The following is a 12,252-nucleotide window of genomic DNA, read 5'->3' as shown; positions in this document are numbered from 1 at the left end:
AGCGCGGCCGCGGCGTTGGTGCCGGCCGCGTCGGCGCGTCATGAAACAGGCGATGGGCTGTGCATGTCTTGTCTCCTGGATTGGATCTGTTTTTTCTTGTCGCAGGGCGAATGTACGGCGCATGATCGATGCTCAACAAATCGAATTTCGGTCACATCCGATACCTTGCGCTTATGCCTGACAAGCCGCCCGAATCCACCCCGCCCGTGCTGCACCGCAGCCTGCTCAACCGTCTGCGCTACAAGCACCTGCACATGCTGGTGGCGCTGGGATCGAGCCTGAACCTGCACCGCGCATCGCTGAGCCTGGCCATGTCCCAGCCTGCGGCCACGCGCATGCTGCGCGAGATCGAGGACATGTTCGGCTGCCAGCTCTTCGAGCGCCTGCCGCGCGGCATGCGGCCCACAGCCCTGGGCGCGCAGCTGGTGCGCTTTGCCGAGGCCTCGCTCAACAGCCTGGACCGCTGCGCCGAGGACCTGGCCGCGCGCCGCCAGGGCGGCTACGGCTACCTGTCCATCGGCACCATCATGGGCGCAGCACCCGACCTGGTGATGACGGCCGTGGCCCGCATGAAGGCGCAAAGCCCGCAGCTGCGCCTGCGCATCATGGGCGACACCAGCGACCAGATCCTGCGCCTGCTGGACCAGCGGCGCATCGACCTGGCCATTGCACGGCGCAGCCCCACGGCAGACAGCAGCGGCTACGGCTTCGAGGAACTGGGCAACGAGCGGCTGCTGCTCGTCGTGCGCAGCGGCCATGCGCTGGCGCGCCGGCGCAAGCTCGACTGGGAGGAACTGGTGCGCGACTGGCCCTGGATCCTGCAGCCGGCCACCAGCCCTGCGCGCATCGCGCTCGACCAGCTGCTGCAGCGCCTGGAGCTGCCCGCGCCGGCCGACATCATCGAATGCAGCTCGGTGTACTCCATGCAGCAACTGGTGCAGCTGACCGATGCCGTGATGCTGCTGTCCGAATCCGCGCTCAAGGACTATCTGCGCATGGGCCTGGTCAGGGCGCTGCCGGTCTGCATCGACGTGCCCATGGCGCCCTTCGGCATCCTCACCCGCACCGACGACGCGCCCACGCAGGAGCAGCAGCGCTTCATCGCGCTGCTGCGCGCGCAGGCCCGGGGGCTGGCTCAGGCCGGCTGAGCCAGCACCGCTCGCGTTTCGACCTGCAATCTCGCATGGCGCAGGGGAACGGCAGTTGCCGGGCCTGCTCGGCGGCCTGCTGTCACGCGGCCTGGGCTTCAACACCGGCGTGCAGTTCATGGGCTACTACACGGCCGTGCTGAGCGTTCCGGCGCTGGTGAAGCTGTTCTGATTTTTGCGCTGCAAGGGTCAGAACATTCTGAGATTTGGGTTCAGCGCCGCGCCCGCCGTCCACAAGGCCCAAGGCCGTTGCCATACTGGGTTACCGAAGCCGCCGCACCGCTGGCGGCTTCTTCCTTTGTGTGGCTTTGTGTCTGTCGTTCCTGCGAGGTGCCCATGGGTCTGGCCCTGGTTCAAAGTCGTGCGCTGCTGGGGCTGGCCGCCCCGCGTGTCACCGTGGAAGTGCATCTGGCCAACGGCCTGCCGTCGTTCACGCTGGTGGGTCTGGCCGATGTCGAGGTCAAGGAAGCGCGTGAACGCGTGCGCTCGGCGCTGCTGAACTCCGGGCTGGAGTTCCCGAGCAACAAACGCATCATCGTCAACCTGGCGCCCGCCGACCTGCCCAAGGATTCGGGGCGCTTCGACCTGCCCATTGCGCTGGGCATTCTCGCGGCCAGCGGCCAGATCAATGGCGATGCGCTGGCCGACTACGAATTCGCGGGCGAGCTGTCGCTGTCGGGCGCGCTGCGGCCCGTGCGCGGCGCGCTGGCCACGGCCCTGGCCCTGCACCGCCAGCAGGACGGCGCCCGCCTGGTGCTGCCGCCGGGCAGCGCGCAGGAGGCGGCCTTCGTGCCGTCGGCCCAGGTGTTCTGCGCGCACCACCTGCTGGACGTGGTGCGCCGCTTCATCACACGCTCGGCCAATGCCCTGGTGCAGGCGGAGCAGGAACCGGACGATGCCTGCTGCAGCGACGAAAGCGAGGACACCGAAGAGACCGACGAAACCGACGCCTTGCCGGCAGCAGGCGACACCCAGACATGCCCCGGCCCGGGCTGGCATGCGGTGCAGCCGCAGCCCGCCGTCGCCGTGCGCAGCAGCCTGGACCTGGCCGAGGTGCGCGGCCAGGCACAGGCGCGGCGCGCGCTGGAAATCGCTGCGGCCGGAGGCCACGGCCTGCTGCTGGTGGGGCCGCCGGGCTCGGGCAAGTCCATGCTGGCCCAGCGCTTTGCCGACCTGCTGCCGCCCATGAGCGATGACGAGGCGCTGGAGGCCGCCGCCATCGCCAGCCTGGCCGGCCGCTTCACGCCCGAGCGCTGGCGCCAGCGCCCCACGGCCAGTCCGCATCACACGGCCAGTGCCGTGGCCCTGGTCGGAGGAGGTTGTGGATTCCACCAAAAGACTGAACTACACAATAAAATTCTTAACTCGGGCGGAAGCCCACAGCACATTAGTTTTCCACACTGACCTGCTGTTTTTGCGGGGCAGCCGCGATGGACTGCGGCGAAGCGTTGCCTGCAGGCACATAGAACTCGCGGCGGTGCGTTGCCTGCAGGCACATAGAACTCGCGGCGGTAGGGCTGAGCTGGTCACCAGGGGCTGCCTGGCGTGAGTGGGTCCCACGCATCGAGACCACCCGAGGCCTCGGCGTCGAAGGCATCCACGCTGAGCTGGCCGTACAGGGCGAATGCGCTGGGTCGGGCGCGAACGAGGAGCGAAGCCTCGGACGTTGATCAATGCGGAGTGGGTTCGAGTGCTCCGCCGCCCTACCGCACTGGCGCACTGGCGCGATGAGGGGTGAGCATCGTTTGGATGGCTCAAATCGAGCCTGAGTGACGCGCTCCCGGGGACTTCGCGGCCACCATGCTGCTCCCTACAGGGAGGCTTATTCAAAACACCGAGGGCGCTGAGCGCTCCGTAGAAAGGCTCGCCCTCGCACAAGGACAGCTGTCGCCCAGGAGCGGGCGCCTGCTAGGTTTGCGAGCTATCCGCTCTGTTATCGTAGAACTTCTGATGCTTATCTACAGATAACGGTATACACAACATGCCCGATACGATCACCTTACTGGGGAAACGCGGCGAGTACGCAATTGGGAGCCAGCTTTTACGCCCGTTAAAAGACGGGTCTCACCCGATATTTGATCCGTGCCACCTTGGGGAAAAGGCGGAGTTACTCGACTTCGTAGTGCGGCTTCAAGAAGACGGACATCCTTTTGGTCCCTATTTTTTCTTGCAGGTTAAAGCGACCGGCAACAAACCTGAAGGAGGTTCCATACGCGCGGATTTCTCTCAAGAGGAAGTCACACGAGCCCAAGCAATGAAAGCTCCTGTCTATGTCGCGGCGGTAGATGCATCCGAATGCAATCAGGAGAAGATCTACATCCAACCGATTTACAACGGAAGGAAAAAAGGGATATCTCGAATAAAAACGTCGAAGCCTCTTGCTGATGTGAATGTGCTTCTGGCACTCTACGAAGAGGTAAAGGCACATTTTGAGTGCTCAACGGCGACGTTCAATGCCCCTTCGGGCCATCAGGAAGAGATCGGTGATGAGGAGCAAGGCAATGGATGAGCGTAGTGCAGATCGATTCGCGACGTCTCTTGTTGCGCTTAGCTTGATCAGAGCTGGCTTTGAGGTCAGAGAGTCCGTGCGGTTTGGATCGAAAGTAATTGATATTCTTGCCAACCGGTTCGAAGACGACGGAAGTGAAACTATATTTGGAGTCGAATGCAAGTGGGTACGATTTCTCAACAACCTGCACAGAGAGAACTACTTCGCCCAAGCAAGCGCTTTAGCACTAAATAGCTTTCCCATCGAAGTCGCCGTCGTTATCGGTGACGGTGCCCAGATTCGCGTGACACCCGCCCTCCAAAAGCACATGGTTTTCGATGCCTCCGAGATGACTGTTGAACCCTTATAGGCGGAAGATATGCGAAGGCTTTTATCGCTGAGCGGCTGACTCTCAGTAGGTCAGAGCGCATTGCCGAACGTCCGCTCAGGGTCGATTGCTGGCCGACACGAACGACCACTGATAGGTCGCTCATTTTTGTCGCGCTGCCCCATCAAGTCTGCCCTCCGGCGACAGACCACACCCAGCCCAAAGCCGACGTGCTTGGCAGGTGGTCCCCGATCCAACGGCATCACGGCTCACGCCTCCCTATGTTCCAGCGAGTATTTTTATGGCACTGTCGACTGACTGCCGCTTCCTCCAGAATTCCCTCCAGGGATCTTCCTGCTGAAAACTCAAATACTCCCGCGCCGTCGCAATTGTCCACTGCGCGCCGCCCTTGAGCTCCTTGAGCTGCTCCCAACCCACCGGCATCGAAACCCCCAACCCGGGCCGCGAGCGCGCTGAGAAGGCGCACGCGGTGGTCTGCCCATGGCCGTTGCGAAGGTAGTCGATGAAGATTCTCCCGACGCGGTTTTTGCCGCCCATCACAGAAACGAACCGGCTTGGGATCACCCGCGCCATGTGCTTCACCACGGATTGCGAGAACGCTTTCACCTCGGTGTAGTCGCGCTTGGGCGTGATCGGCACCACTATGTGCAGTCCCTTTCCACCGCTGGTCTTGAGCCAGCACTCCAGGCCCAGCTCGGCGAGCATCACGCGGGTGAGCTGCGCGGCCTCCTGAAGCATCGGCCAGGTGACACCCTCTCCAGGATCAAGGTCCAGCACGAACCGGTCCGGCTGGTCGATGCGGGCGACCTTGGAGTTCCACGTGTGGAACTCAACCACGTTCATCTGCGCTGCCGCAATCAGCGCGTTTGCGGAGTTCACAGCCAACAGCGCCTCGTGACCGGGCCACAGGGCGGGGTCCAGTTCCTTGAGCCCCGGCATCTTGCTTTCTGGGTGCTTCTGAAAAAACAACTGCCCCGTAATCCCGTTTGGCGCTCGGACCAGCGATGCTGGCCGATCCTTGAGATGGGGCAGCATCCACTCGGCAACGCTTTCGTAGTAGCGCACAAGATCAATCTTGCGCAATCCCGTGGTGGGGTCAATCACCCGGTCGGGATGAGTGATCTTGACCTTGGAGATCGTCTGCGCTGCCTTGGACTCTGTCGCAACGGGGGCAAGCGCTGAGGCGGCTGGGTTCTTCACGCGCTCGCGGATGATCATCTTCGCCGGCTTGTCCGTGCGGATACCTCGGAACACCGCGTGCCGAATGCGTTTGTCGGGGGTCCATTCCCCAAACGCCACCTCCACCACCAGGGAGGGACGGACCCACCGCTCAGCACCGACCTTGCGCTTGGACCACCGGCCCGGCTTGAACTCGGCTGCGTCCAGAGGCGGGTCCGGAACTTCGAGCTTCACCAATCGGGCATGCAGTTCGGCCCCCGTCGAGGAACCCCATCCCGTGCCGACGGATCCGGCCGCCACAAGCTTCCCCTCCTCGTGATAACCCAGCAGCAGACTACCGACCTCTTTGGCAGCGCCAGTGCGGTCGGTGAAGCCCAGAACCACGAACTCCTGCCTGTGCTGGCACTTGAGCTTCATCCAGCTGTCGGTCCTCCCGGATTCATACGTTGCATCCGCCCGCTTGATCATCAGGCCCTCTAGCCCCATGTCGCAGGCGGCGCCCAAAAGCTGGGAGGGCGCGACCTCGAAAGCCTGGCTAAACCGGACGGTGCTGCTCTCGCGTTTGTCGAACAGCTCCTGGAGCAGCTGCCGCCGCGCTACCAGCGGTACGCTGCGAAGGTCCTGATCGCCCAGGTAGGGCACATCGAACACGAACATCACGATTTCCCGCGTGCGAGCGTTGTCAATCGCGTTCTGAAGGCGGTTGAAATCCGGGATACCGGCGTCATTCAGCACCACGATTTCCCCATCCAGCCAAGCGCGGGTCAGGCCAAGCTCCGCGATGCAATCGGCCACCTGCTGCAGCTTCTCTGTCCAGTCATTACCGTTGCGCGTATAGAGGCGAACCTCGTCTCCTTCCACGCGCGCAAGAATGCGATAGCCGTCGAACTTGGTCTCGATGATCCAGTCGCCATCAGGGACCGACGACACCAGCGTGGCGAGTTGCGGCTCCAGCTTGGCAGGAAGGCGGGACTTTTTGGCGTTCGCCAGCGGTTGAAATGTGGCGCCAAGTGCGGATCCCGTCGTGCCAACGACCGGCTCACGTTCCTCCGCGAGTCCCAGCGGCGTCTCGACCACGCTGTCGGGCAGCGCGGCGATGACGTCGTACTCTGTGCTCGGCCGTGCCCAGGCGTCGCCGCGTTTCTTGAACAGCATCCACTGATCCTGCTTTTTCTCGCCAGGCTTCGAGATGCGCACAAGTTCCCAAAGACCCGCAAGCTTTTGGCCGTGGAGGTGGAACATGATTTTGCCCTTGGCCAGCCCGTCGCGAGGATCGCCCACGGGCTCCCACGTTCCGCGGTCCCAGATGAGGACCTTGCCGGCGCCGTACTCGCCTTTCGGAATGGTCCCCTCGAAGGTGTTGTAGTCGGTGGGGTGGTCCTCGACATGAATGGCCATGGACTTGACCTTGGGGTCGAACGATGGACCTTTTGGTACCGCCCAGCTCACCATGACGCCGTCCATCTCCAGCCGGAAGTCGTAGTGCAGACGGGACGCCCAGTGTTTCTGGATCACAAACTGCAATGGCTCCGCCGCGCCCTTTGCGCGACGAGGGAGCTTCGCAGCAGCGCCGGGGGGTTCGGAAGTCTTCGTGAAATCGCGCTTGGCCTTGTACTGTGCGAGCGGTTCGGGAGTGGATGGGGGTTTGGCTTTCGCCGTCCTCTCGGCCTTCTTCGTGGCAAGCGATTTCTTGACAGCTATGGTCGGTTTGCGCACCGCTCGTGCTTTTTCGACAGTGAGCTCCGCCCACACCGGGGCATGGTCGCTCGGACTCTCCTTGCCGCGCTCCTCGCGTTCCACTCCCGCGTCCAGCAGCTTCAGCGAGTGTCCAACGAGAATGTGGTCGATGCGCAGCCCGGCGTCGCGTTCCCACCGCTTGCGCCGGTAATCCCAGAACGTGAAGGGCACCTTGCGATGGACCTTGCCGATGGCATCCGTCCAACCTTGCGCCAGGATGCTGGCAAAGGCGGCACGCGCCTCCGGCTGCAACAGCGCGTCATCGCGCCAAGTATCGGGTTTGTAGATATCTGCGTCCGTGGGCACAACGTTCCAGTCACCCAACAGCACCACAGGGTGCCCGGAATGCCAGAGCTCCTCGGTCCGGCGCCGTAGGCGCTCGAACCAGCGAAGCTTGTAGTCAAACTTGGGGCCCGGCTGGGGATTGCCGTTGGGCAAATACAGGCAGGCAAACAAGATCCCCGTGATGGCCGCCTCCAGGTAGCGCGCCTCCTTGTCTGTCGAGTCACCAGGCAACGCCGTGACGATGGGCAGAGGGTCCGCATTGCGGCTCAGTATGGCAACGCCGTTCCAGGTGCGCTGCCCCACCACCAAGCTGCTGTACCCGGCCTCCTGCAGCGCGGCGGTCGGAAAATCAGCCGTCGGGCATTTGATTTCCTGCAGCGCGACCACATCGGGCTGGGTGCGTTGCAGCCAGTCCACCAGCAGCGCTAAACGCTTGTTGACGTTGTTGACGTTCCACGTCGCGACGCGCACAGGCTCACCGGATGCCCTTCAGGTGTTCCTCGACAGCGGCAGCATCGTTGCCCACGGCGCGGACAGCGGCTTCGAGTTGCTCCGGCGTCACGTTGAACTTCTTCGCCCAGTCGCGAACCTCGTACTCTTGGGAGAGGCTGATGCGTTTGCGGTCCTGGCCGCCGGATTGGGATTTGTCGTCGGGCATGTTGGCTCCAGAGGTGGAAACTGTAGATCAAGCGGCTTTGCGTTCAGTACCGGACTTTCGCGCGGCAGACTTGGCCGGTGTCTTCTTGGCGGAGGCCTTGCTCGCCTGCTTGGCCGGGGCTTTGGTAGCTGACTTGTCGCTGGGCTTTCCGCCGCCTTTGAGGCTGCGCTGCAGCAACGCGGTGAGATCGATGACATCGGCGGACTGAGGTGCTTCCTCCTCAGGTTCGAGCACCGTCTTTCCTTCCCCTGCCTTGGCTTTCTTCTCGACGAGTTTCATGACCTGAATGCGGAACTCATCCTTGAAGTCGGCGGGGTTCCACTTTCCGGACATTTCTTCGACCAACTGGGTGGCCATCTTGAGTTCGGCTGCGCTCACAGACTTGCGGCCCTCCGCAGGGAGATCGAGGCTGTCCAGCGTTTTGACTTCGTCGCCCCAGCGCAGCAAAGACAGCACCAGCGCTGGTCCGGAAGGTACGAGTGCCGCAAGGTGCTGCTTTGTCGCAATCACCACTTTGGCCAAGCCGATTTTTCCGGTGGAGATCAATGCTTCCCTCAGGAGGGTATAGACCTTGTCACTCTTGTTGATCGGCGCGACGTAGTAGGGGCGCTCTAAGAAGACAAACGGCAGTTCGTTGGCTTCGATGAACCGCTCGATGGAGATGGTTTGTGTGGTCTTGGGAAAGACTGCTTCTATCTCTTCGGGGCTGATGATCACGTACTTGTCATCTTCGTACTCGACGCCCTTGACGATGTTCTCTTTGGTGATTTCGCGGCCGGTGCGCTTGTTCACGCGCTTGTAGCCCACCGGGTCCATGCTGCGCTTGTCCAGCCAGTCAAAGTCCACGCCTTCCTCTGTCGCCGCTGTGTGGAGGCCAACAGGGATGTGAACCAATCCGAACGTGATGGCACCCTTCCAGAGGGTGCGGCTGCCAGTGGCCATGGAGCTCTCCGCAGTTTGACTGCAGAAAGTTTGCTCGGCTGCCTTGTTGACGGATGTAGGCAGCGACTTAACGTTTCCGTAGGTTTGGGCACATTCCAGCACCAGTTGTCCGTGCCTATACTTCGGCATGGTCGATGTACTACGCCTCCTCGCCGTTCATGTTGCGGAGCCTGACCCCGGGATGTTTGAATGGGTCATCACTGAACGCGTGAACGAGGATCAATGGAAGGAAATCGATCGCGCCAAGGAAGGATACAAAACCTACAAAACCGCCATGGCCAGCGGACTGATGGCATTGGAAGAGATGATCGCCGACCTGGATGTGGGGCCGCGAAGAGACACTGAGCAGACCGACCGACAGCAGACCCCATCTGAAGGAAGGATTCAGCCAGCGACATCCGATGGGAAGGATGCTGCCTCGCCCAAGGGGCCAACGAACGCTGCCTACTTTGGATTCGGCCCCATCCGGTAGCTCCGGAATCCCATCCAGACGATGCTCACCCCTTATCCCGCCAGTGTGGCAGGGCGGCCGAGCGCTCAACCCCTGCATAGGTATTTTCTAAACTCCAGCAGCCGCTTTACTTGATCTCCGCCTCGAAGGCCTTCAGAACCGTTTGGCCGATTTTCTCATCTTGGTCCCAGCTTCCTCCGCCAACGCCGAACGCCCCAACGAACTTACCATTCACGAAAAGCGGGTAGCCGCCCGCGAACAGCACCACATGCGCGTCTGCGGTGTTGATCCCATACAGCGGTTGGGACGGCTGCGTCAGTTTTGCCTCGCCCGACGGCATCCGCATCACGGCGGAGCTGTAGGCCTTGTTGGGCACGAGCACAGTGGTGACCAGCATCGCTTCGCCGTAGCGCTTAAAGTACAGCGGCCAGCCCTTCTCGTCTGAGATAGCCCCCTGATTCCCCGGCCCCGTCCTAACGCTTATCTTTGAAGATAGGAACAGGACTGTGCATATGACTAGCCCTATGCGTGCGTTCTTCGATTGGCTTGTGAAGCAAGCACGCCTTTCTCAATAGGCATCCGACCAGCTTGGAGCGGTCGGCGGCGGGGAAGAAGGCCCTCCAGCCGCGTCGTCAACCTCGAGGCGGTCAAACAGGTTGGGGCTTGCACTGAAGCACCGAACACCCGCGCCCAGTGCGCAAGGTTCTTACGACCCGACCGATCAGCACATGGTTTATGCAGCCCGAACTCAACAGCGTTGACCAAAAGCCGCAGAACCCTAATCTGCACTACTTCGAAGGCGTCGCGAGCTCAGGAGCACGACACACTGGTCACCACGGGTAGCCGCTACTGCCGTCGGTGGTTTGCGACGCAGCGGCGGGGCGCCGGAGCACCAACTCGACGCCCAGGACACTAAGGAGACGCAGTAGGCGATCAGCGCTGACGTTCGGGGCGTTCAGTTCTAGGTGAGATAGCTTTTGCTGCGTCAGCCCCATGCGTGCGGCCACGTCGTTTTGCGTCATTCCCGACTCCTTGCGGAAAGCCTGAAGGACAGCCGTTAGCTGGCCAGATGTCCGAATTGGAAATTCAGCTGCCATGCCTAGTTCCTTGCCACTCTTTACTTGAATTTTTTGGTATTGACATTTTACCAATATATATTGGTAAACGTCAGCACGAACAGCCCACGGCAAGAAGGAACCAGCACGTTCTCGCCGTTGAGACAGGCCACTCGGAGCAAGCCTCTACCTCGCTCGTGTAGTTCCCGGGTTGGGTGTCTGGCGCACCTTGTGATCGCGTAAGTTGCTGCTGTACTTCCCGCTATTGGCCGTCGATGTCCTCTGCGAAGAAGCCTTCTATCAGGCGCACTCCATCGAGGCGCGAAGCTCTCAAGCGCGATTTCTTGACGTGCCTGCAGGCCGCGCAGGGCACCGAGTCCGACTTGGTGCTGGCCAGGGGGATCGCAAGTTCGCCCTGTTGGAGGTCAGCCCCAGGATCAGCGTGGCGCGCAACACACGCAATTCTCAGAAAGGCCTCCTGTGTGCACGTGACCTCCCGAGAGGACATGGGCAAACGTGCGGAGGGGCGGACAGTCTATCATCAGCGCGCCGAATACCGGTCTGACTACAGTCAGCTCCATCGACGAAGGCAGCGACAGGGCCATGTTTCGTACCAAGGTCAAGTAAGTCACAGGCCCCATTCGCTGGGCAGGACGGTGACTTAGGGCCCCTCCTGAGCGTCCTTGCAGGAGACATCGCCTTGAAAGGCTGCGAGGCTGGCGACACGCTATCCACGAAAACTCCTTCAAGGGCAGGAGACGCTACTGGGAGTAGCTCTCCTCTACCCTTGCCTGAGCGTAGTCTTCAAAAGATGTAGGCAGGGATGAGGAAAGATTCCTACTTGCCTAGACTTTTCTGCAGGTCCTGGGCATGCTCACGATGGTTGACAAGGGCAGGCAGCGTTTTGGCAGCAAAAGCCTTGATCTGCGGATCGTCAGCGTTCTTGCTGGCCTTCTCAAAAAGTTTGATGTCCTTGCGATGGTCATCAATGCCCACTTCCCGGATGAACTCCTTGTCGAAATGCTTGGACTCGGCGACCTTGGCCAAGCGGTTTTTCTTTTCTGCAGGCAACTCAGAAGGCAGGACCGCGCTCTTGCTGGTAGCCAAAGCCTTTAGTTCATCGTTCGCTGAGGAATGGTCCTTGACCAACATTTCGCCAAAGGCCCTGACATCAGATGAGTTCGCCTTTTCTTGGGCTAAACGTCCTGCCTCCACTTCATAAAGACCACCAACTGCAGCCTTGTTCAGGAACTCTTGGTCCTTCTTGCTGACTTGGGCGTTCGCACCGACGGAAAGGGCCAAACCAAGAATTGCGGCCACCATCACAGATACCTTTTTCATACTCACTCCTTTCAATATATGTATGGCAAGAAGTTCTGCCACACTCACTGATAAACGGATCCTTAACCAACATTACCGTTTTTCGTCATTCTTTTCCTTCCGCCAACTGGCGAAATCTTCGTTCTTATTCTCCGACGTATCTCCCCGCGTACGTTCGTTCTGCGCTGGGTCTTCGCTGTGAGAATGGTCAATTTTTCCTGCTTGCTTACTCAGAGAAGCATTCCTGGCGCCCCCAAAGCTACTGGGGCTGCCCGAAAAATAATCCCCACCTCTATTTTTCGGATCCGGCTCGTTTCTGACGTTTCTGGGCTCACCAATATTTCCGACAGAAGCTTTGTAGTTCGTCCTGCCATCAGACCCTTCTTTCATATATCTAGCATGCTCTTCGGCAGACGGGGGAGTTTTCATTTTGGTCATATCAAATTCCGATCCAACTTTGTAAAAAATCAATAGGCACAATTTTTTGCACTATAAGATATTTCCCTGTATGGTTGTCTTTCGTGCGAAACGCTTATTTACTGCGCACAGTCCATAAGCCTTGGAAAAATCGTCAATACTGATATGATGCTCCTTTCTTATCTGGCCGTCTCTGATTCGCCAAATATTTACACTCCCATCC

At 60.4% G+C, this 12,252-nt stretch carries 11 protein-coding genes and 1 pseudogene; 5 read left to right on the top strand and 7 right to left on the bottom strand.

Features of this window, described 5'->3' with window-relative positions:
* Positions 1–128 precede the first annotated feature (128 nt).
* From ACRSCF_RS01575 to ACRSCF_RS01560, 4 genes and pseudogenes are all read left to right on the top strand, one after another.
* Entirely contained in the window at positions 129–1,148 is a 1,020-nt protein-coding gene (locus ACRSCF_RS01575) for a LysR family transcriptional regulator (RefSeq protein ID WP_034368751.1), read from the top strand.
* Positions 1,149–1,484: 336 nt separating this feature from the next.
* Positions 1,485–2,468 (top strand): annotated as a pseudogene (locus ACRSCF_RS01570) (YifB family Mg chelatase-like AAA ATPase); the annotation flags it as partial.
* Positions 2,469–3,129: 661 nt separating this feature from the next.
* On the top strand, positions 3,130–3,657 hold the full coding sequence (locus tag ACRSCF_RS01565; protein ID WP_050042366.1) for a hypothetical protein: 528 nt from the start codon (positions 3,130–3,132) through the stop codon (positions 3,655–3,657).
* The gene (locus tag ACRSCF_RS01560) at positions 3,650–4,006 is read left to right on the top strand and encodes a hypothetical protein (protein ID WP_050042368.1); all 357 of its coding nucleotides are present in this window, start codon (positions 3,650–3,652) and stop codon (positions 4,004–4,006) included. The genes ACRSCF_RS01565 and ACRSCF_RS01560 overlap by 8 nt, the downstream gene beginning before the upstream one ends.
* 237 nt (positions 4,007–4,243) lie before the next feature.
* Here ACRSCF_RS01560 and ligD read toward each other — a convergent pair whose 3' ends face one another.
* From ligD to ACRSCF_RS01545, 3 genes are read right to left on the bottom strand one after another with little or no spacing between them, the layout of a single operon-like run.
* Positions 4,244–7,657, bottom strand: a complete 3,414-nt coding sequence (gene ligD, locus ACRSCF_RS01555) for a DNA ligase D (protein WP_154833160.1) — start codon at positions 7,655–7,657, stop codon at positions 4,244–4,246.
* Between the two features lie 4 nt (positions 7,658–7,661).
* Positions 7,662–7,844: a DUF3606 domain-containing protein gene (locus ACRSCF_RS01550; protein WP_016452108.1), complete on the bottom strand. Its 183-nt coding sequence runs from the start codon at positions 7,842–7,844 to the stop codon at positions 7,662–7,664.
* A 27-nt stretch (positions 7,845–7,871) separates the two neighbouring features.
* Complete coding sequence (locus ACRSCF_RS01545) at positions 7,872–8,786, bottom strand: Ku protein (RefSeq protein ID WP_034369066.1); 915 nt, start codon at positions 8,784–8,786, stop codon at positions 7,872–7,874.
* Between the two features lie 181 nt (positions 8,787–8,967).
* On the opposite strand from ACRSCF_RS01545, the gene ACRSCF_RS01540 reads away from it, so the two are divergent.
* Positions 8,968–9,258 (top strand): hypothetical protein, encoded by a 291-nt coding sequence (locus tag ACRSCF_RS01540; RefSeq protein ID WP_052151777.1) that lies wholly within the window; start codon positions 8,968–8,970, stop codon positions 9,256–9,258.
* Positions 9,259–9,364: 106 nt separating this feature from the next.
* Here the strand turns inward: ACRSCF_RS01540 and ACRSCF_RS01535 are convergent, their stop codons facing one another.
* From ACRSCF_RS01535 to ACRSCF_RS01520, 4 genes are all read right to left on the bottom strand, one after another.
* Positions 9,365–9,685 carry a GlcG/HbpS family heme-binding protein gene (locus tag ACRSCF_RS01535; RefSeq protein WP_203400978.1) on the bottom strand — a complete coding sequence of 107 codons (321 nt, stop codon included), beginning with the start codon at positions 9,683–9,685 and terminating at the stop codon, positions 9,365–9,367.
* Between the two features lie 382 nt (positions 9,686–10,067).
* A complete protein-coding gene (locus ACRSCF_RS01530) occupies positions 10,068–10,334 on the bottom strand; it encodes a helix-turn-helix domain-containing protein (protein ID WP_082254177.1) in 267 nt (88 codons plus the stop codon).
* A 795-nt stretch (positions 10,335–11,129) separates the two neighbouring features.
* Positions 11,130–11,633, bottom strand: coding sequence for a DUF4142 domain-containing protein (locus ACRSCF_RS01525; RefSeq protein ID WP_034366591.1), 504 nt, complete (start codon positions 11,631–11,633; stop codon positions 11,130–11,132).
* A gap of 72 nt (positions 11,634–11,705) precedes the next feature.
* The gene (locus ACRSCF_RS01520) at positions 11,706–12,050 is read right to left on the bottom strand and encodes a hypothetical protein (protein ID WP_050042241.1); all 345 of its coding nucleotides are present in this window, start codon (positions 12,048–12,050) and stop codon (positions 11,706–11,708) included.
* Positions 12,051–12,252: the final 202 nt, after the last annotated feature.

This window comes from Delftia sp. 11MD (assembly GCF_050907895.1).
In the GTDB taxonomy this organism is placed as follows: domain Bacteria; phylum Pseudomonadota; class Gammaproteobacteria; order Burkholderiales; family Burkholderiaceae_C; genus Comamonas; species Comamonas tsuruhatensis.
The sequence above is the reverse complement of the archived record's forward strand: the minus strand, read 5'-3'. Positions and strand labels throughout refer to the sequence as shown.